Origin of the sequence: Erysipelatoclostridium sp. DFI.2.3, from assembly GCF_019132535.1 — a bacterium.
Lineage (GTDB): Bacteria > Bacillota_I > Bacilli_A > Erysipelotrichales > Erysipelotrichaceae > Clostridium_AQ > Clostridium_AQ innocuum.
The window spans coordinates 54,182-73,014 of the sequence record NZ_JAHOOJ010000021.1 but is presented as its reverse complement, the minus strand read 5'-3'; the positions used below and the strand labels follow the sequence as shown (position 1 = coordinate 73,014).

22 protein-coding genes are annotated in these 18,833 nt (G+C 43.8%); 10 read left to right on the top strand and 12 right to left on the bottom strand.

Annotation, left to right across the window (positions count from 1 at the left end):
- Positions 1-230 precede the first annotated feature (230 nt).
- Positions 231-977, bottom strand: coding sequence for a MurR/RpiR family transcriptional regulator (locus KSZ58_RS17840; protein ID WP_009270029.1), 747 nt, complete (start codon positions 975-977; stop codon positions 231-233).
- Positions 978-1,249: 272 nt separating this feature from the next.
- Between KSZ58_RS17840 and KSZ58_RS17835 the strand changes: the two genes are divergently transcribed.
- From KSZ58_RS17835 to KSZ58_RS17800, 8 genes are read left to right on the top strand one after another with little or no spacing between them, the layout of a single operon-like run.
- Complete coding sequence (locus KSZ58_RS17835) at positions 1,250-2,101, top strand: class II fructose-bisphosphate aldolase (protein ID WP_009270028.1); 852 nt, start codon at positions 1,250-1,252, stop codon at positions 2,099-2,101.
- Positions 2,102-2,104: 3 nt separating this feature from the next.
- Entirely contained in the window at positions 2,105-3,109 is a 1,005-nt protein-coding gene (locus tag KSZ58_RS17830; RefSeq protein WP_009270027.1) for a zinc-dependent alcohol dehydrogenase family protein, read from the top strand.
- A 15-nt stretch (positions 3,110-3,124) separates the two neighbouring features.
- Positions 3,125-4,783 carry a PTS system mannose/fructose/sorbose family transporter subunit IID gene (locus tag KSZ58_RS17825; protein ID WP_009270026.1) on the top strand — a complete coding sequence of 553 codons (1,659 nt, stop codon included), beginning with the start codon at positions 3,125-3,127 and terminating at the stop codon, positions 4,781-4,783.
- Between the two features lie 19 nt (positions 4,784-4,802).
- Positions 4,803-5,249 carry a PTS sugar transporter subunit IIA gene (locus KSZ58_RS17820; protein WP_002606590.1) on the top strand — a complete coding sequence of 149 codons (447 nt, stop codon included), beginning with the start codon at positions 4,803-4,805 and terminating at the stop codon, positions 5,247-5,249.
- Positions 5,218-5,691 (top strand): PTS sugar transporter subunit IIB, encoded by a 474-nt coding sequence (locus KSZ58_RS17815; protein WP_009270025.1) that lies wholly within the window; start codon positions 5,218-5,220, stop codon positions 5,689-5,691. The genes KSZ58_RS17820 and KSZ58_RS17815 overlap by 32 nt, the downstream gene beginning before the upstream one ends.
- Before the next feature lie 26 nt (positions 5,692-5,717).
- A complete protein-coding gene (locus KSZ58_RS17810; protein ID WP_009270024.1) occupies positions 5,718-6,503 on the top strand; it encodes an SDR family NAD(P)-dependent oxidoreductase in 786 nt (261 codons plus the stop codon).
- Between the two features lie 28 nt (positions 6,504-6,531).
- The gene (locus KSZ58_RS17805; RefSeq protein ID WP_009270023.1) at positions 6,532-7,263 is read left to right on the top strand and encodes a GntR family transcriptional regulator; all 732 of its coding nucleotides are present in this window, start codon (positions 6,532-6,534) and stop codon (positions 7,261-7,263) included.
- Positions 7,264-7,277: 14 nt separating this feature from the next.
- A complete protein-coding gene (locus KSZ58_RS17800) occupies positions 7,278-7,889 on the top strand; it encodes an AAA family ATPase (RefSeq protein ID WP_021421012.1) in 612 nt (203 codons plus the stop codon).
- A gap of 527 nt (positions 7,890-8,416) precedes the next feature.
- On the opposite strand, the gene KSZ58_RS17795 is transcribed toward KSZ58_RS17800, so the two are convergent.
- The 11 genes from KSZ58_RS17795 to KSZ58_RS17745 all read right to left on the bottom strand — a co-directional run bounded on the left by KSZ58_RS17795 (position 8,417) and on the right by KSZ58_RS17745 (position 17,176).
- Positions 8,417-9,004 (bottom strand): flavodoxin, encoded by a 588-nt coding sequence (locus KSZ58_RS17795; protein WP_009270021.1) that lies wholly within the window; start codon positions 9,002-9,004, stop codon positions 8,417-8,419.
- Between the two features lie 334 nt (positions 9,005-9,338).
- On the bottom strand, positions 9,339-10,130 hold the full coding sequence (locus KSZ58_RS17790) for a carboxymuconolactone decarboxylase family protein (protein ID WP_008816097.1): 792 nt from the start codon (positions 10,128-10,130) through the stop codon (positions 9,339-9,341).
- A gap of 18 nt (positions 10,131-10,148) precedes the next feature.
- A complete protein-coding gene (locus KSZ58_RS17785; protein ID WP_009270020.1) occupies positions 10,149-10,619 on the bottom strand; it encodes a flavodoxin in 471 nt (156 codons plus the stop codon).
- Between the two features lie 368 nt (positions 10,620-10,987).
- Positions 10,988-11,278, bottom strand: coding sequence for a hypothetical protein (locus KSZ58_RS17780; protein WP_009588456.1), 291 nt, complete (start codon positions 11,276-11,278; stop codon positions 10,988-10,990).
- A 131-nt stretch (positions 11,279-11,409) separates the two neighbouring features.
- Complete coding sequence (locus KSZ58_RS17775; protein ID WP_009270019.1) at positions 11,410-12,138, bottom strand: ABC transporter ATP-binding protein; 729 nt, start codon at positions 12,136-12,138, stop codon at positions 11,410-11,412.
- On the bottom strand, positions 12,135-13,682 hold the full coding sequence (locus tag KSZ58_RS17770) for a glycine betaine ABC transporter substrate-binding protein (protein WP_009270018.1): 1,548 nt from the start codon (positions 13,680-13,682) through the stop codon (positions 12,135-12,137). Before KSZ58_RS17770 ends, KSZ58_RS17775 begins: the two co-directional genes overlap by 4 nt.
- Before the next feature lie 54 nt (positions 13,683-13,736).
- A complete protein-coding gene (gene trxB, locus KSZ58_RS17765; RefSeq protein WP_065530223.1) occupies positions 13,737-14,663 on the bottom strand; it encodes a thioredoxin-disulfide reductase in 927 nt (308 codons plus the stop codon).
- A 16-nt stretch (positions 14,664-14,679) separates the two neighbouring features.
- Positions 14,680-15,006, bottom strand: a complete 327-nt coding sequence (locus tag KSZ58_RS17760; protein ID WP_002606540.1) for a co-chaperone YbbN — start codon at positions 15,004-15,006, stop codon at positions 14,680-14,682.
- A 3-nt stretch (positions 15,007-15,009) separates the two neighbouring features.
- A complete protein-coding gene (locus KSZ58_RS17755) occupies positions 15,010-15,447 on the bottom strand; it encodes an Rrf2 family transcriptional regulator (RefSeq protein ID WP_065530222.1) in 438 nt (145 codons plus the stop codon).
- A gap of 4 nt (positions 15,448-15,451) precedes the next feature.
- The gene (locus KSZ58_RS17750; protein ID WP_009588514.1) at positions 15,452-15,874 is read right to left on the bottom strand and encodes a rhodanese-like domain-containing protein; all 423 of its coding nucleotides are present in this window, start codon (positions 15,872-15,874) and stop codon (positions 15,452-15,454) included.
- Between the two features lie 255 nt (positions 15,875-16,129).
- Entirely contained in the window at positions 16,130-17,176 is a 1,047-nt protein-coding gene (locus KSZ58_RS17745; RefSeq protein WP_008816191.1) for an HNH endonuclease, read from the bottom strand.
- A 128-nt stretch (positions 17,177-17,304) separates the two neighbouring features.
- On the opposite strand from KSZ58_RS17745, the gene KSZ58_RS17740 reads away from it, so the two are divergent.
- The gene (locus tag KSZ58_RS17740; RefSeq protein WP_002606536.1) at positions 17,305-17,991 is read left to right on the top strand and encodes a hypothetical protein; all 687 of its coding nucleotides are present in this window, start codon (positions 17,305-17,307) and stop codon (positions 17,989-17,991) included.
- A 257-nt stretch (positions 17,992-18,248) separates the two neighbouring features.
- A complete protein-coding gene (locus tag KSZ58_RS17735; RefSeq protein ID WP_008816192.1) occupies positions 18,249-18,815 on the top strand; it encodes a DUF3795 domain-containing protein in 567 nt (188 codons plus the stop codon).
- Positions 18,816-18,833: the final 18 nt, after the last annotated feature.

Sequence of the window (18,833 nt, the reverse complement as noted above, 5' to 3'; positions counted from 1 at the left end):
AAATCAGTATAACCCTTGATGAATTGGGCATACTGATAATACATAAACAGATGATGATTAGACATGATTCGTCATCTACTATCTAAACCTGTCGATTTTTACTTACACATAATTCTTCACATTCCCGAATTAGAAAATGAATATCCGTTTTTTATAATCTGTAAAAGCCTTGATGTGACAGCTTTCAGCCGTTTACTCGATGCCGTGTGAATACCACCTTGTTATGAGCTCTACTGCCCGATGTATTCAATAATCGTCCTTGTGATGATCAGCAGCGGTATCCTTGAATACACCGTCATTCCACTGACCTTCATGATCTGCTCGGAATGGCCGTAAATCGTGATATCTGAAAATTTCTCCAGCTCACAGGGAGATTTACAGCAGCAGGTAATCACCTTGGCACCCTTCATTCTTGCAGCTCTGGCGCTTCTTGCCAGCTCCGGCGTGGAATTTCGCAGGGATAGAATAAAGGCAATATCGTCCTTTGTGACAATGCGTTCGGTATTCTCCATCCATTTCACATCCTTAACGATGATGGCATTGTAGCCCAGCAGCTGCAGGTACATTTGAAATTCCTCTGCGATCAATGCCGTAAAGCCTCTGGCAAAGATGAATATACGCTTTGCCTGCTTGATGTATTCAATTGTTTTCAGCATGGCAACCGGACTGATATTATCAATCGTTTTTGTACTTTCCCGATATGATTTTGCGAGGATATTATTTACTCCATAGCTGGATTCGTGATGCTCCTTCATTTGCTCCTGCTGAGAAATCGCATAGCGCAGCTGGGAAATCCCCTGATAACCGCATTTCTGAATCGCTCTGGATACCGTTGATTGTGATGTGAAGGTTTTCTCTGCAATATTGGTGATGCTCATATAGGGAATCTTTTCTTCATTCTGGTTTAAAAACTGAATGACCCCCTTCTCCGCTTCTGACAGCTTTTCATATATACCTTTATCAATTTGTATAAACATATGCTTACCTCCCTGTGTGTTTTCTCTATCATTGTACCATGAATGGCCATTCATGAATTTTACTATTTATCACAATTTCAGAATGTGTTTTCAGCGTGAAAGCGCTGTTTTTTTTATGTAATCAAGTATAATGTGCTTGTAAATCAAAACGTACGTATATTTTGATATTATGATATTCGTATATTTCAGAAAGTTAACGCTGGATATACAGGATCACCACAAAAGGAGGATGCAGATTCTCCATTGCATACAGGTTATTAAAGGAGGAAATTATGTATACAACATTAAAGGAAGTGCTGAAGGAGGCAGAGTTGCTGCACATGGCGATTGGGGCGTTCAATACGCATAACCTGGAGATGCTGCCGGCCATTATTAAGGCTGCAGTACATCAGAAAACCCCGGTTATTATTCAGACAAGCTGTGGAACTGCCAATTATGTCGGGCATAGAAATCTTGTCGCAGTCTGCCGTTCCATGGCTGAGGAATACGGCGTCGATGTCGTTCTTCATCTGGATCATGCCAGGGATTATGATGAGATACGCAAGGCGATTGATGCCGGCTACAGCTCCGTTATGTTTGATGGATCATCCCTTCCCTTAAAGGAAAACATTCTGGGGACGAAACGGGTTGTCGATTATGCCAGAGCTCGCAATGTAAGTGTGGAGGCGGAGCTTGGAACTGTCGGCGGAACTGAGGACGGTATCGCCGTGAGCCAGGACGATGCCTGTTACACGGATCCTGAGGATGCGGTTGAGTTTGTGAAGCAGACGGGTATCGATGCACTGGCAGTGGCAATCGGTACAAGCCACGGTCAGTACAAATCAAAAACAAATATCAGTTTTGAACGTCTGAAGGAGCTGCAGGAGGTAGTTGATATTCCGCTTGTCATTCATGGAGGAACCGGTGTTAAGGATGAGGATGTAAAACGTGTTATTGATCTGGGCATCCGCAAGTTTAATGTCGGAACCGAGCTGCTGGTCGGCTGGAATCGTAAATCCAGAGAGTGCTATGATGAACATCGCGAGAACATATCCAATCGCGATAATGTCGTACCATGCCTGGATACCATCACGGAAATCGTGGAGCGAAAAATTCATCTGTTTAAGAATCTGGATGGTGAATAACATATGAAAGCTGGATATTATACCGGAGATTATGGATATGAGGTGCGTGATATACCAGAGCGTAGGCCGATAGCGGATGAAGTAAAAATCCGCGTTGCCTGGTGCGGATTATGTGGTACCGATATTCATAAGTTTCAGGGGAAAAACGGCGCAAGTGTTGTCATACCACCCATTATTCTGGGACATGAGTGTTCCGGTATCGTTACAGAGGTAGGGCCTGAGTGCAAATACTTTAAGGTTGGGGATCGTGTTGCCTGTGATCCCAGCTGGGGATGCGGAAAATGTATCTGGTGCCAGCAGGGACTGCCAAACTTCTGTCTGGAGCGTCATGGCGTAGCCAAGGGCTTTGCGGAATATGTTTATCCGCCGGAAAAGAATGTATATCATATAGCGGATACACTGGATCTGGAGGCTGCGGCCTTTACGGAGCCGTTATCCTGTGCGGTCCACGGTATGGATCTGATCGGGATACAAAGCGGTAAAACGGTTGCCATGTATGGTATGGGGGCCATCGGTTCCCTGATGCTGCAGCTTATTCGATTAACAGGTGCTGCCAAAATCATTGTGATTGAGCGGGAAGCGGAAAAACGCAGACTCGCTCTCGAGCTGGGCGCAACCATGGCCATCAGCGATCAGGAAATCGAGGAAGTCGCTAAGCAGGAAAACATTGATTATGTCATTGAATGCATCGGCTTAAAATCCACCATGGAACAGGCAATTCGCATTGCGGGGAAATATGCGAAGGTACTGCTTTTCGGTCTCGGTGACCCAGAGCAGCCAATCAGCTTCAATCAGTTTGAGGCTTATACAAAAGAACTCAGTATTTATACGTCATTTCTGAATCCGTTATGCAGCGAGCGTGCTGTGCACCTGCTGGAAAGCGGACAGATCAATACAAAGAAAATAATAAGTGCAAAGCTTACCTTGGAGGAAATGGGAGAGGAACTAAAGACCCTGCGTTATGCAAGAAAAGGGAAGGTCTTGGTTTCCGTAAGCGGCGAGCACTAACAGGAGGAAATAGTTATGGTGTTATCAGCAATCTTAGTTGCATTATTAGCTACAATGGGGCAGTGGTGGTTCTTCGGCCCTGTCACGAAATGTCTTGTTTATCCATTGACCACAGGTACGCTGGTTGGTCTGTTCATGGGGGACCCGATGACCGGTATGCTGGCGGGGGCCAACATTCAGTTGATTTATCTGGGATGGATTTCCGCAGGTGGAACCATGCCGAGCAATACCATCGTCGCAGGTATCTTCGGTACGGCTATGACGATTTTATCCGGCGCCGATCCGACGATGGCCGTAACCTTTGCGATTCCGTTCAGTATGTTTGGACTGTTGCTGAACCAGGTATATATGACAGTCAACGCCGCATGGATTCATCAGGCGGATAAGCTGCTGGAAAAGGGCAATCTGCGCGGTGTGCGTTTTATGAACTTCGTGCCTTCCTTCTGTATGGCACTTGTCCTGTATGGAATTCCTGCCTTCCTTCTGGTTGTGTCCGGAAGCGGCTGGGCAAGCGATCTGATCAATGCCGTTCCGGAAAGCGTCATCAGTGCACTCCAGGTTGTCGGCGGTATCATGCCGGCCTTGGGTATTGCAATGCTGTTGAACTATCTGGGTAAGAAAAAGCTGATTCCGTGGTTCTTCGGCGGCTTCTTCCTGACCGTATATTCCGGTCTGGGACTTACTGCAATCTCCATTTTCTCTGCAATCATTGCACTTGTTATGTATCTGAACAGCAATACTGCACAGAAGCAGACGGAAACGAAGAAGGTAAAACGTCTCTCATTAAATAAAAAAACAGAAACGATCGAGGTTTCACAGCCGGCTGAACAGGCTGCAGCAGCTGAACTGCCGGAGTATACAAAAAAGCTTTCTAAGAAAACGTTGGTGAAAACATGGTTATGGACAACGAGTACCGAGGCCTGCTACAACTATGAGCGTTTACAGGCTCTGGGTGCTGCCAACCTGATGCTGACACCGATTCGTGAGCTGTATGACACGAACGAAGAACGTGTAAAAGAACTGAAAAAATATATGGTATTCTACAATTCTGAAGTATTCACCGTAGGACCGATCATCAACGGTATCGCCTGTTCCATGGAGGAGGCACATGCGAATGGTGAAAACGTTACAGAGAAGGATATCAATGCTGTACGTACCGGTCTGATGGGGCCGGTTGCCGGTATCGGTGATACGGTCATGCAGGGAATCCTGTTCCCGATTCTGTTTGGTATCGGATGCTCCATGGCGCTGGATGGAAGCTATTTAGGACCGATCCTGTCCTTTGCAATCTTTGAAATTTTAATCTTCGGCTGCGGATACTTCATGTTTATGACCGGATATAAGCAGGGAAAAACATCACTGCTGAAAATTCTTAAAAACGGTACGATTGACCGTATCATCAACTCCTTCAGTATTGTAGGTCTGATGGTTGTCGGATCCATGGCCGCAACCAGAGTCACGGTAAATACTCCGCTCGCAATCAAGGTAGGAGAAGGAACAACCACAATTCAGAGTGTACTGGATTCTCTTGCTCCGGGTCTGATTCCGCTGGGAATCACATTGCTTGTATGGTGGATGCTGAAGAAGAAAATCAATACTGTATGGATCATTATCGCAATCTTCCTGGTAGGTATCGCAGGCTATTACAGCGGTATTCTGGGTTATGTAGGATAGAAGGCGAAAGAGGACAGCTATGGTAAATATCATTTTGATCAGTCACGGCGCATTCTGTGAAGGTCTGCTTGCCAGCCTGCAGATGATTGCAGGCGGAGATTACGGAGTGAGGGCGGTGCCTCTCATTCCGGGTGAGTCTCCGGAAGCCTATCGTGAAAAGCTTGAAACTGTCATGCGGGAAGCCGATGACGGCAGCGGTTCAGGAACCATCGTTTTGTCTGATATTGCAGGTGGTACACCTTTCCAGAGTGCCGCATATCTTTCAAAGGATTTCAAACTCGGGCTTGTTTCCGGTATGAATATGCCGATGCTGCTGACGCTTGCATTGGAGCGCAGCGAAGAAACAACGCTGGAGGAGCTTGCGGATAAAGCAGGCATATCGAGTACAGTTGGCGTAAAGACAACGGTATTCAAGAAAGGAGAGAAAAAACAACGTGCAAAACTTAGTATTAACAAGAATCGATGACCGTCTGATTCACGGACAGGTGATGACTGCCTGGATCAAGAACAGAAAAGCGGATCAGGTGGTAATCGTGGATGATGGAACAGCGAATGATGAGTATATGATCGAGGTGCTGGAGATGGCAATACCGGAAGAAATCGCAATAGGAATCTTCACCAAGGAAGAAGGTGTGCAGTTCTTTGAACAGGGACTGGACGCACCGACGATTCTGCTGGTCAAGGGGCCGGAAGCATTAAACTATCTGGTAGATCACGGCATTGCCATTGAGGAAGTGGATGTCGGAGGCATGGGTGCCCGAGCTGATCGAAGTGTGCTGTATAAGAATATCTCAACAAGTCCTGAGGAAAATAAGGCGTTCTCTGAATTATTGGAGAAGAATGTAAATGTCTTCATACAGGTGATGCCGCAGGACAAACCGGTAAGTGTTAAGGAATATCTGAAGTAGAAAATAGAGAGTGATGGTGGATAGATATGAATCATGAAGGAATGGAAGGAAGCGTAATCGTAATTACGGGAGGCGGCAGTGGTATGGGCGCTGCCATGGCGAAGGATTTTGCGGAAAGAGGTGCCGGTATCGCAATCCTTGATCTGGATGAAGCAAGAGGATCGGCTGTTGCGGACAGTATCACGGACGCAAATGGAAAAGCGGTTTATAAAAAAGTTGATGTTACAGACAAGCAGGCGGTTCTGACTGCTGCCGATGAAGTGGAGCAGGAGCTGGGAGCTATCACATCCTGGATCAATTCCGCCGGTGTAAGCAAAATGGTACCGTTTCTGAAAAGCAGTGAGGAGCTGTGGGATTTGACAATCAATGTCAACCTGAAGGCTACCTTCCTGTGCTGTCAGGTTGCGATTGAAAAAATGCTGAAGCATGGTGGGGGAACCATATTGAACATGTCCTCCCTGTCCGGTAAGAAGGCAAGCGCATGGCAGACCGTATACTGTGCAAGCAAGTTTGGTGTGCAGGGACTGACACAGTCCATTGCAAAGGAATTTGCGGATCGCAATATACGTGTAAATTCCATATGTCCGGGAATTGTATACACGGAAATGTGGGAAAAGCTGAAATATGAATATGCACAGAAGAAGAGCATTGATCCGGAAGAGGTCATGCCGTATTTCAAAAAGAATATCCCGATGCATCGTCTGGTGGATCTTCAGGACGTTATCAATGCGGCAGTATTTCTGCTGACAGATAATTCCGCTTATCTGACAGGGCAGTCCATCAATCTGACAGGCGGAGAATGGATGGATTAAAAAGACAGTAGAATGAGGAGGGATCATCATGGGTGCATTGGATTTCAGTGGAAGACAACAGCTGTATTATCAGCTGTATAATCTTCTGTTTCAGGACATCATCAGCGGTAAATATCCTGTAGGCTGCATTATACCGGCGGAGAGCGAGCTGATGAATACCTATCATGTATCTCGGGCAACCGCAAGGAAAGCGATGGAGATGCTTGCCAATGATGGGCTTGTCAGTAAGAAGCGCGGGTACGGAACCTTTGTCATATCGGCACAGCCCAATACATCACCACAGCGCGTAGTCCGCTATACAAGGAAAAACAGAGTGGATCAAGTTATCGCCGTAAAACGAATGATCAATCAAAAAGTAATGAAAGCGCCCAAGGATATCGCGGAGTGTCTTCAGCTATCTGATGATTGCGATATCATTCGCATAAAGCGTGTACGCTATGCGGGGGAGGAGCCGTTCTATCTGGAAATCAATTATTTCGAGCAGTCCTTTGTACCGGAGGTCATGGAGCATGATTTTTCGAAAGAATCTCTGCGTGTCTTTCTTTCCAATGCCTATCAGATTCAATGGTCCTTTGCCAAGCAGAAAATCTATTCCATTCTGGCAGACAGGGAAATGGCAGAGCTGCTGCACATTGCTGTCGGCAGTCCGCTGCTTTATATACGACGCATATCCTTTGATAAGGATAATCATCCAAGGGAATGTGTCTGTACCTATTATCGTGCAGATACCTACCATCTGGAGATTGAGCTTGCCATATAACAGGAGGTTCGTTCATGAAGCAGACACTGATTTTGCTTGCCGGGTATCCCGGTACGGGTAAAAGCTATCTGGCAGAGCTGTTAATGAAGCAGTTTACCGGCTTTGAAATTTTATCACCGGATGAGATCAAGGAAGAATTCTGGGATGCCTACGGTTTCCGCAATGAACAGGAAAAGGAAGAACTGATTCAGAAAAGCTGGGTGGAATACTATCATAGAATGGAGTGGAAATTCACACGGGGAATCAGTCTTCTCAGCGATTATCCGTTCAGCCATAAGCAGCATGATCAGCTGCAGGAGGTCTGTGATAAGCATCATGTACAGATTATTACGATTCGCATGATTGCCGATCTGGATGTTCTATTTGAAAGGCAGAAAAAACGGGATTTGGACGCTTCCCGTCACCTCGGGCATATCGTAAAGAAATATCATAAGGGTATCTGTCTGAAATGTCATGAGGAAGCGGACAATCTGCTGGATTATGATGAATTCATACAGCGCTGTACCTGCCGGGGATATGGAACCTTTGCACTGGGTACGACCCTGCAGTTGGATGTGACAGATTTTGCGACAGCTCCATATGGTGAGCTGATGATTAGAATAAACGAGCTATTGGAATTTCAATAACAATTTCATCGCCAAAATAAAAAAACATTGGTCTAAAGTAAGGCGGAGACTACTTCGCAGAAATGCTCAAACTCTTATGAAGCGGGCTATTTCATGCGTACCTCGATGCGCCTTCAAGCATACAAAGGGCTCAGATCATTAGATTCTTATCAAATAAGCGCTGCTTGTATTTTAAAGAAGCACCTGATTTAATTGGACTTTTTAAACAGACAAAAATGCCGTCATTCCCATATGGAATGGCGGCATTAACACGATCTTCTATTACTTATCCTATAATATTATCTTTATCCTTATGTCTGCATGACTGCATGATACAAGAGTGATGTAAGACCTTCTATCACCGCATCTGTGCCTGTCAGATAAGTATTCTTTTATGTTAATGTAGTATCTCCTTGATATAAGGCTCAGCCCTTATAATTAAGCATATTATTTAATTCTTCTGTATAAATCGGATATGAAATATACTATAACTCAAACTGCATATATATAATTTCCCACTTTTTAAACTGAACCTGAATATAAGATTTTTATCCTATACTTTCCAGCCAGGCTTTAACATCTTCTTCTGTAGGATTATCGAATCTTTTGCCTGCAACAATATTCAAGTTTGAATACATAGTTTGCAAATCTGAAATACTGCTTTCTATACCACTGCCTCCGGATGTACAGAAGGTATATATTTTTGAGTTACTAATATCGTATTTATCTAAAACTGTTTGAATAATTCTCGGATTTGTTCCCCACCATACAGGATATCCAAGATAAATCACATCATACTCTGTTATAGCACTCAAATCATTCTTAATGGAAGGCCTTGAAGCATCATCCTTCATTTCAAGATTAGCTCTACAATTATCGTTATTATAATTAAGATCATCTTCAGTATACTTTTTATCTGGGATAATTTCATAGATATCCGCTTTAGCTTCATCAGCAATCAATTCTGCTACAGCTTTCGTATTACCTGTTGCTGAAAAATATACAACCGCTATTTTGAGATCATTCTCCTGCGCTGTGTTTTTATCAGATGCTGGTATACCTGTTGTATTATGACTACATGCAACAAGTACTGTTAAACATATAATGTATATAATTGAAGTCAAAATTCTTTTCATATTTGACACCTTCCTTTTCTCATTGAACAATACCCCCTGTTCCGGGTTGTGACCGGATTTGATACTTGTGTTTCATACATACCAGCGATTGCTGAAATGCTAAGCTGCTTAAATACAAGTGATGAAAGCATATGCTTCTGATAATACTTTACAAGGTACAGATTTGAAGTACGGATAGGAGACAATCAAACACAAGGCTTTGATGTGCAATCCTCATGGAAACATATTTTAAGTGCTGTCTTTTCAAGTGCAAACATAATAAAAGCTCTTACAGCTGCAAATAATAGCTGTTCCAAGTCCGAGCCGCAGTATTTGTTGTTAGTGATACTTTGTGTCAGAGTTCATAGCTTTTCTTTTCGTATTCCAATTGCAAATATTGCTCATCCGTAACAGGTTCACACCATTCATTTGATACTTCAATTCCCGGTACTTCTATCGCCAGATGAGAGAACCATTCATTTGATGCTGCTCCATGCCAATGTTTTACTCCTTCCAGAATACTGATGCAATCTCCTGCTTTCATTTCTATTACACTTTTTCCTTCTTCCTGATAAAACCCGCGTCCTGCAACACAGATTAAAATCTGTCCACCACCGCTCTTCGCATGATGGATGTGCCAGTTGTTGCGACAACCCGGTTCAAATGTCACATTGTAAATTGCCACTTGGGAAGTTGAAACAGGTGCAAGAAAGCTTCTTCCTGAAAAATACTTTGCAAAATCATCGTTTGGATCTCCGATTGGAAATATCATGTCTTTTGCATGTGCCCGCATTGCTGCATCTTCATAAGGTAAATCACCTTCGTTCACATTCCATACTTCTTTTGCCAAAGTAAATACAGCCCATCCCTTCGGCCATCCTGCATAAAATGCAACATGTGTGATAATGGCAGCAATTTCCTTCTGCGTAACACCATGCCTTTTTGCATTTTGTAAATGAAATTTTAATGATGTATCTGTAATACCAGATGCCATAAGAGCGACAACGGTTATAATACTTCTGGTTTTCACATCGATATCATGATTGTTCCAGTTTTCTCCAAAAAGCACATCGTCATTAAAATGGGCAAATTGTGGTGCAAATTCTTCTAATGCGTTTCTTCCTGCTGTTTGTATTATCTTCTTCATGTTACATCTCTCCATTTTTTATAATGTTTCTACCCATTTCATTATTTGCTGTCTGGTTGTGTTGTTAAATATCCTTCCTTCTTCTATAACACTGTTTGGTACAGAAGGCTGCAATTCTCTCATCGTATTTCCAAATCCACTTCCACCGGAGGTAGCAAATAAAATTATTTTTTTATCTGAGAAATTATATTTTTCCAAGAATGTATGTACGATTGTCGGTGCAACATACCACCAGATGGGAAATCCTAATATTATCTCATGATAGGTATTCATGTCTATATCTATATCAAGTAATTCAGGTCTGTATGTCTTATCACTCATTTCTATACTGCTTCTGGATTTTTTATCCATCCAGTTAAGGTCACGTTCTGTGTATGGTGTCTTTGGAGTAATCTCAATTAAGTCTGCATTTGCACAATTGGCAATCATTTCTGCGACTTTTTTTGTTGTTCCGCCTGCACTGAAATATGCCACTAGTCTTTTTTTCATACTATCATCCTCCTCAGCGTAAAAAAATAAATGCATAAGCTTAACTTACACATTTATTCTATAATTTATTACTATATCATGTCCAATACCTATACTGCATATATATGCATGCCTAAAAGGCATTCATTTCCTTTATCACCTTATGTTCAGGCTGTGAGTAGGAGATATTTCATCTCCATGCAATTACAGTACCTGCAATGATCTCAGGATATATTTCTTTGTACTAGAATATCTTCCTTAGCAAAGCCCTCAACACTAGCTGCCATCACATGAGCGCTTGTACCAAGATTGCTGTGAACTACCGCCAGCTATAGAGCAGGCGGCTTCTAATGAATGCCTGCACATTCATCAAAACGTTTTGTTCGTGTTCAGATACACGTAACTGGTACGTTCACGGTACCTCTACTCCATCGCTCTCGCTTTGGCATACATGGATATACTTTTCGTATGATATTGCTTGCTCCATTGATATCGGCATTCATTAGAATGCCGTTTTTGCTTCTATACAATCCTCGCTTGATTCTTTTCCCTGTGAAGGTATGCGCTACATCGTTTCCATAGACTGGTATTTGATCCTCGTCAATGGAACTAGCCTTCGATTGTATTGCTTCTTCACAGACCACGACTCTGATCCCTGCCGCTTCTCCTTTGTATACCACTGAGGTGGGGTATTCTGCCTGCTTTTCAGATAGAAAATGGAGAGTATGTATGCTGTTTTGATTCAGGCATCATCTCTCCGTTTTCATTATGATATGTATAAGGTATTTGATACAGTTCCATATACCTAGGTTTACTCATTCAGGTAAGATAACAGCTGTCGGACAAATTCTGTCTGCGGCTGTTTTTTCACAATATCCGGTGTATCAAACTGTTCGATGTTGCCATCCTTCATAATCATGACGCGTGTTCCAAGACGCAGTACCTCACGGATATCATGCGTGATGAAGAAAATTGTGATGTGCAATTCATGATAAATCCTGAGAATTTCATCCTGAAGAGAGTGGCGGGTAATTTCATCCACGGCACCAAACGGCTCATCCATTAACAAAATTTTCGGATGGGAAGCAAGTGCACGGGCAATGCCGACACGCTGCTTCTGACCGCCGCTCAGCTCGTCGGGATAGCGGGTCAGCAACTGCTTCTCCAGCTTCATGATATCCATCATTTCCTTGACACGCTCCTGAATCAAAGCGGAATCCTGTTTCGTCAGAGATAGTACATAACCGATGTTTTCCTCAATCGTCATATGCGGAAACAGACCGATACTTTGAATGACATAGCCGATATTGCGGCGCAGCTCATTCTGATCCACCTTGCGAATAGCCTTATCCTGCACATAGATTTCGCCTTGATCCGGAATCAGAAGACCATTGATCAGCTTCAGAACGGTTGTCTTCCCGCTTCCGCTTCCACCGATTACACTGATAAACTCCCCGTCCTGAATATCCATACTGAAATCCTTCAGGACAGTATGCTCTCCATAGGAGTGGACGATATGCTCCATTCTTATGCTGCTCATTTTGTCACCTCCAGAAGCTGCTTCTTCACAAGGAAATCTCTTGCGACATCTGCCTCATTTCTGCCTTTGGTTTCAACATCATTGTTCATCTCCGCCATTTCCTTTTCAGTGATCTGTCCATTTAACAGCTCCAGAACACTGCGTAGCTGGGGATATGTGGCAAGTGTCTCCTCACGAACAACAGTTCCTGCATAATATTTCTCAAAATAATTGTTTTCATCCTGCAGCACAACGATATCGGGATCACTGATTCTTCCATCGGTTGTGAAAACCAGAATGGCATCCACCTCTTTCTTCAACAGGGCATCATATTTCAGACCGATATCCAGATCAATGCTTTTCTTGAAATGAAAATCATTTGCTTTGACCATAGCATCATATCCGTCATCACGTTCATAATAGTCATATTCTGCACCAAAGGACATTCGACTGGATACGCTGGCCAAATCAGCATAGGTCTTTAAGTGATAGCGCTGTGCTGTTTCTTTTGTGACCGCGATACCATAGGTGTTATTGAAGCCGTATAAGCCTGTCCATTCCAGATGATACTGCTGCTTATATTCTCTGACAAGCTCCTTGTACAGGATATCGTGTTCAGGTATTTCTTTTTTCTTTAATACAAAGCTCCAAGAGGTTCCGGTATATTCCGGATACATGTCAAAATCACCCTTAACCATTGCCGGATGAATATTGCTTGTACCTCCGCCGACTCCTTTGGTTATTTCAACGGAAAGGTCTGTTCGATCTTCAATCAGCTGCTTCAACATTTCTCCGATGATAAATTCCTCTGTCATTGGTTTTGTGGCGATATGAATGGTATCCTTTTTTGAAGGAATCGTAAGCATGGTCGTGCATCCCGCAAGCAGAATGCAGAGAAGCACAACAGCCACGGCGCGCTTCTGTTTTCTGGAATGCTTCCGTTTTGTGAAAAAGGATTCCAGAATATTCATCAGAATATCAAAGACAAAGGCAAGTACGGCAACTGCCAGACTTCCTGCCAGCGTCATCGTTAAATTATTGGTTGTGATACCGCGGTAAATGGCGACACCCAGACCGCCAGCACCGATAAAGGAAGCAATACCCGCCAGGGCAATCGTCATCACCACCATATTTTTAAAGCCGGATAATATAACCGGCATGGCAAGCGGAAGCTTAATGCGCCAGAGAATCTGTGCAGCGGTACTTCCCATACCGCGGGCAGCCTCCAGAATATCCTCTTCCACACCGGTGATACCAGTATAGGTGCTACGTATGATAGGAAGCAGTGCATAAATGCTCAATGCGATGATGGCGCTCGTATTACCGATTCCTGTTACCGGAATCAGAAAGCCCAGCATGGAAATGGAAGGAATCGTATACAGGAAGCTGATGATTCCAAGTGTCAGAGAAGAAGCCTTTCGTTTCTCTGCAATGAGAATACCGATACTGACACCTACTATGGTAGCAAAGACAATAGCGATTGCGGATATCTGCAAATGCTCATAAATAAGCGGCAATAGAAAATCCCAACGCTGTGTTATAAAATCAAACAATTCCTGTATCATACGCTTTCCTCCCCGAATGCCGTCACATCCTGCTATGTTTGTTTCATTGTAACTTTATTGCGGCAATCCTGCAAGGAATTCGTCTACAAACTTAGAAGCGACAGCTCCATCACTCACTGCAGTGACGATCTGACGCAGAGGCTTATTACGAACATCTCCGATGGCGAATACACCGGGAATACTGGTCCGTGTTGTTTCGTCCGCTACGATATAGCCTGCCTTGTTCACTTCCAGCTGTCCCTGAAAGACTGCGGTATCCGGGATGCGTCCGATAGCGACAAACAGCCCCTGTGCAGCTATGACCTGTGTTTCCTTTGTTTTTAAGTTTTCAATAACGGCTCCACTGACCTTGTTATCTGCGAGAATTTCTTTTATGCGGCTGTTCCAGACAAAGCGTATGGTGCTGTTTTCCAGCTGACCTGCATACACCTTGCTAGCTCTGAGCTCCTCGCGACGATGAATCAGGGTAACGCTTTTGCATATCTTTTCCAGATACAGGGCGTCCGCAATGGCACTGTTTCCACCACCGACGATAATGACGTCCTTTCCTTTGTACATCATGCCGTCACAGGCTGCGCAGTAAGCGACACCGCGCCCTCGCAGGCTGGATTCGTTTGGCAGACCAAGCTCTCTTGGATAGGCTCCAGTGGCGATGATTACCGTCTTTGCTTCAATATCACCTTCGTCTGTATGCAAAAGCTTTGGCTGTGCTGTTAAATCTGCACCTTCAACACCGGCATAAGCGGTTTTTGCGCCAAAGCGTTCTGCCTGCTGCTGCATCTTTTCTCCAAGATCAAAGCCGTCGATTCCTTCCTCAAAGCCTGGATAATTCTCTACGATTCCAGTGGTTGCCATCTGGCCTCCCGCTGATAGCTTTTCCAGCACGAGAACCGATAACGCGCTTCTCGCACAGTACAAAGCTGCACTATAGCCAGCAGGACCGCCACCGATAATCACCACATCATATAGTTGCTTGTTCATAAGAACACCTCACCTTCTATTCGATTCCTGCAGCTTTTTGTTCCTTCATCCATGTGATTACCTGCGCTTTTGCCTGTGGTGCAATCAAAAGAGTGGATGGCTTTTTATCATGGAATACCATCAGGCTTGGAATTGTTTCCACACCATAGCGCTCAGTAAGCTCTTCATTATCATCAATGTTCACCTGTACCAGTGTCAGGTCAGGATACTCTCCTGCAATCTGTTTCAAAACCGGTGCCAGGCGCTTGCAGTATCCGCACCACGGAGCCCAGAATTCCACAACGGTTCCTTCTTTTTCAATCAGTTCATAGAAATTCTCATTGTTTGCTGTTACGAGTGCCATACTTCATTCCTCCTTATTTTTATGGTTTTCAATAGCAATCAGCTGTTGGCTGATATCTTCAATTGTAATTTGAGAAAGGTATTGCATACACACCGCATTCAGGGAAGCCTCCAGCGTGTCTACAACAGTACCCATACCGGTAGCTACCATACAATAGGTATTCAGTGCACCGCTTCTCCATCCGGATTTCGTCAATGGCTGCTGTAATGCCTGTGCAAGATCGGACAGCTTGATTGCGGATGTATCACCTTGCAGCTCATAGCCGCCACTGTTACCCTCTCTTGTTTCCAGCAGTCCTGCTTTCTTCAGCTTGGCCATCACCTTGCGGATGCGTGCCGGATTTGTACATATACTTTTCGCCAGCTCCTCGCTGGAAACCTTTGTATTGCGATGCCTTAGATAGGCAAGTGCATGCAGAGCAATAATAAATTCGCTATTCATAAGCTTATTCGCTTACGGTATCATACGGCCAGTCATTGATACCACCAAAATCATACACATTCCTATATCCCATCTGTACCAGCTTGTCGCTTGCCTGTTTACTGCGGACTCCCGTTCGGCAATGTACAATCAAAACAGCATCCGTATCCGGAAGCTTGTCCTTCGCTTCGTCCTCAATCGTTTCATTCGGTACAAGGACGGCATCCGGTATAAGTTTTTCCCTATACTCCTGCTGTGTTCTTACATCAACGATCGTGACCTTTCCGGCATCCATCATTTCTTTTGCTTTCTTCGCGTCAATTTTGTGATAGGCATTGCTGTTTTCCTGTACAGCTTCCTTATTCTCCTCCGTCGGCATATCCTTTGCGCAGCCCTGCAGTATGACCATGATACAGGCAAATACGGTAAACAAAGCTATTTTTTTCATACAATACCTCCTTTTACTGTAAGTGTAAAAGTTACAGTTAGAATAGTCGATCATCCTGCCCTAGATTTTTGAACATCTTTTTTATCCTAAGCTGCCACGTATTGTAACCTGCCATATAAAAAGGAAGCAGTGAGCTTCCTTCATGGTATATTTCTTAGGATCTGCAGGTATCATTTCTTCGACAATTTCACATACTATTTTATGTTCTGTTAATATTTACTTTATATTTTATCTCTATAATAAGGAATGGATATCTTACCTGTTCCTGTGAAAAATAAATTCCCGATGATATGCCATAAACTTCATCCGGTTTTCGCTCAGATAGCATTCTGCAAGCCTGTAGTTCTTACGAAGACTGTAGGCACTGTCCAGATTATCTTTTTCCAGCAGCTCTTCACTGAAGATGATATAGCCATTTTCATCAAATGTAAAATAGCCCTGATCAAAGAGATAATCATGATTGCGGCATAAGAGCAAACCGTTGTCGTGGTCGATTGCCTCATAAATATGCGCACAGTCACGAAACGGCTTGATGTGTGATGCAATCAGCATATGTGGTATATTGATACCGCAGATTGGACAGCTATGGTCAAACTCATGAAACAGCGTATCCTTATAAAATACTTGCAGCGCCTTGGTTTCATCCCGGTCATGGGGGATCCCTTTTCTTGGAATGATGCCATGTATGATATTCTTATATTTATAATCGATCATACTGTAGCTGGTATTCTTATAGTCAATACGCATATCCTCGTGAGCAACGATAATGGAGGTGTACAGCGCAGTCAGTGTGATGGATACCAGCGGTACTTTTTCATCACTGTATTCCTGCAGGATATCCGATATTCCCTTCAGCAGCCGCGGATGGAAGCGCAGCTTCTCCTCCACGACCTCAAACAGAGTTGTCTGCAGCATGAGCTGAAGGCTTTCTCTGTCGACATATTCCAGGACAAGCTGTTTATCACGAAACGGATTTGTCCGCATCTGTTCATGATAGTATCTGAAAATTAAAGGATCCTTGATAAAGCTTTCAAATATAGACAGAGCCTCCACACCGGAATTCTGATTGCTTTTGGCATAGATTGTTGCCGCAGGCGTTAAATCAATTCCACGCGGCGTTGTCTTCAGCATTTTCTTTTCATTCAGAAAGCCGATCAAATCCCGAATTTCACTGAGCTTCATGGCATAATACTCGCCTGCAATCTCCTCATATACACGCAACGGGGCATCATGTAAGCTAACACCCTGCAGCTCGATGGCATCCAGGATGCTCAAAATTTTCTTAAATAGCATTTTTCTCATGTCTTCACCACTTCCTAACTCTATTATACACATATTTTTTAAAAAAATTTTTTAACTGGTCAAATTGTGATAGTATTCGACAAATCAAAACATTTACAATGTAAGCAATAAAAGGAGAGTGTTAAAGAATGAAAGGTCCAGGAATTAAAGATTACTTGGAAGTTATTGAAAACATGAAGGTGACTGCACAAAAAGAAGGCAAGGCATTTATAGAAGTAAACTCCAAGGAGCTGCATGCGAACGTGAGCCCAAACCATGCAACGATGCCAACCTGCTGCCAGGCAATCTACAAGCTGATGCTGGAAGGCGATGAGATTCTCAGAAGACCAAAGGGAAATACCGGCTTTGGTTCTCATCTGACGGTACGCTTTTATGTAGAGCAGCTGGAGGAAAGAGAGCGTATGTTCCCGAATAAGAAACGCGGAAGACCGGCAAAGAGTGAAGAAGAAAAGCTGGCCGCAAGAAAAGCAAAAATGAAGAGAAATACAGAGGATTTATGCAATCTTATCAAATCCTGGCTGGGTGAGCATGGCTGGGAATACATCGAAAATAAGGATTTCATTGAAGCACACAACGAGAGCCAGCGCTGGGTGATCAATGTACAGGGGATCAAACGGGGAAGAAAACAGACACTGCCGGTGAAGCTGAGCGAGGTTTTAAAGCATATTGAGGATACAAATACACATTACAGTATTGCATTTAACGACTCTGTTTCCTATCGCAGACAGTGGAATGAAATTCCGAAGGCAGTAAAAAACAGTCTGAATATGAGTGTGATTCTGGCTGATAAGAAAGGTAATATTACAGAGCTGTAATCTTCTGCCGGCATGCATACGCTATCCGGCATACATGCTTCGACACAGCACCTGATATATAGAACAGGAGGATTGAGCAATTTCGACATGGCTCGCTTCCTGTTTTTTTTCGTAATTGCCAGCTGTATATTCTAACCGTCTCCTGCCTGCAAGCCAAGCTCTGATATACACATGCCGATAAAAGTCATGACTTTCTGAAATAGAGATGGTAGAATGAAGACAGAGAAGCAGATTTGTATCAAAACGGAGGTGTGTGCATGAAGGGGTTTGAAAGAGAGGATCAGCTGTTTTCACTATGCGGGTTGAACTGCGGACTTTGCAGTATGCATCTGGGCGGGTATTGTCCAGGGTGCGGGGGAGGTGCCGGAAATCAGGCGTGTGCGATTGCACGGTGTGCTATGCAGAAGGAGGATACACCGATGTATTGCTCTGCATGCTCTGAATTTCCTTGTGAGCGGTATGCAGAACCGGATGCGTATGATTCCTTTATCACGCACCGCAACCGCATGCAGGATTTCATGCGCATGCATACGATAGGTGCCGCTGCATATCACAAGGAACAGCTGGAAAAAATTGAGATTCTAAAGGAGCTTTTATCAGATTATAATGATGGCAGAAGGAAAACGCTGTTTACACTTGCTGTAAATCTGCTGGAGCTGAAGGAGCTGAGAGGTGTCATGCAACGTTTATCAGAAGTAAAAACGGATACGTACACAAGAAAGGAAAAAGCGGAGCTTGCTGCGTCCCTGCTGCAGGAGGCCGCTGCTAAAATACCTGCTGAATTAAAGCTTAGAAAGAAACCGAAACAGAAATCCGTCGGATAAGGCTCCGTAAAACGTTCG

Bases quoted from the DNA above. Each gene is read 5' to 3' on its own strand.
- KSZ58_RS17750 (WP_009588514.1), bottom strand. From the start codon at position 15,874: ATGAAAAAAATAGCTTTGTTTACCGTATTTGCCTGTATCATGGTCATA.
- KSZ58_RS17825 (WP_009270026.1), top strand. From the start codon at position 3,125: ATGGTGTTATCAGCAATCTTAGTTGCATTATTAGCTACAATGGGGCAG.
- KSZ58_RS17770 (WP_009270018.1), bottom strand. From the start codon at position 13,682: ATGATACAGGAATTGTTTGATTTTATAACACAGCGTTGGGATTTTCTA.
- KSZ58_RS17820 (WP_002606590.1), top strand. From the start codon at position 4,803: ATGGTAAATATCATTTTGATCAGTCACGGCGCATTCTGTGAAGGTCTG.
- KSZ58_RS17785 (WP_009270020.1), bottom strand. From the start codon at position 10,619: ATGAAAAAAAGACTAGTGGCATATTTCAGTGCAGGCGGAACAACAAAA.
- KSZ58_RS17835 (WP_009270028.1), top strand. From the start codon at position 1,250: ATGTATACAACATTAAAGGAAGTGCTGAAGGAGGCAGAGTTGCTGCAC.
- KSZ58_RS17790 (WP_008816097.1), bottom strand. From the start codon at position 10,130: ATGAAGAAGATAATACAAACAGCAGGAAGAAACGCATTAGAAGAATTT.
- KSZ58_RS17735 (WP_008816192.1), top strand. From the start codon at position 18,249: ATGAAGGGGTTTGAAAGAGAGGATCAGCTGTTTTCACTATGCGGGTTG.
- KSZ58_RS17805 (WP_009270023.1), top strand. From the start codon at position 6,532: ATGGGTGCATTGGATTTCAGTGGAAGACAACAGCTGTATTATCAGCTG.
- KSZ58_RS17775 (WP_009270019.1), bottom strand. From the start codon at position 12,138: ATGAGCAGCATAAGAATGGAGCATATCGTCCACTCCTATGGAGAGCAT.
- KSZ58_RS17760 (WP_002606540.1), bottom strand. From the start codon at position 15,006: ATGGCACTCGTAACAGCAAACAATGAGAATTTCTATGAACTGATTGAA.
- KSZ58_RS17755 (WP_065530222.1), bottom strand. From the start codon at position 15,447: ATGAATAGCGAATTTATTATTGCTCTGCATGCACTTGCCTATCTAAGG.
- KSZ58_RS17740 (WP_002606536.1), top strand. From the start codon at position 17,305: ATGAAAGGTCCAGGAATTAAAGATTACTTGGAAGTTATTGAAAACATG.
- KSZ58_RS17800 (WP_021421012.1), top strand. From the start codon at position 7,278: ATGAAGCAGACACTGATTTTGCTTGCCGGGTATCCCGGTACGGGTAAA.
- KSZ58_RS17745 (WP_008816191.1), bottom strand. From the start codon at position 17,176: ATGAGAAAAATGCTATTTAAGAAAATTTTGAGCATCCTGGATGCCATC.
- KSZ58_RS17810 (WP_009270024.1), top strand. From the start codon at position 5,718: ATGAATCATGAAGGAATGGAAGGAAGCGTAATCGTAATTACGGGAGGC.
- KSZ58_RS17840 (WP_009270029.1), bottom strand. From the start codon at position 977: ATGTTTATACAAATTGATAAAGGTATATATGAAAAGCTGTCAGAAGCG.
- trxB (WP_065530223.1), bottom strand. From the start codon at position 14,663: ATGAACAAGCAACTATATGATGTGGTGATTATCGGTGGCGGTCCTGCT.
- KSZ58_RS17795 (WP_009270021.1), bottom strand. From the start codon at position 9,004: ATGAAAAGAATTTTGACTTCAATTATATACATTATATGTTTAACAGTA.
- KSZ58_RS17830 (WP_009270027.1), top strand. From the start codon at position 2,105: ATGAAAGCTGGATATTATACCGGAGATTATGGATATGAGGTGCGTGAT.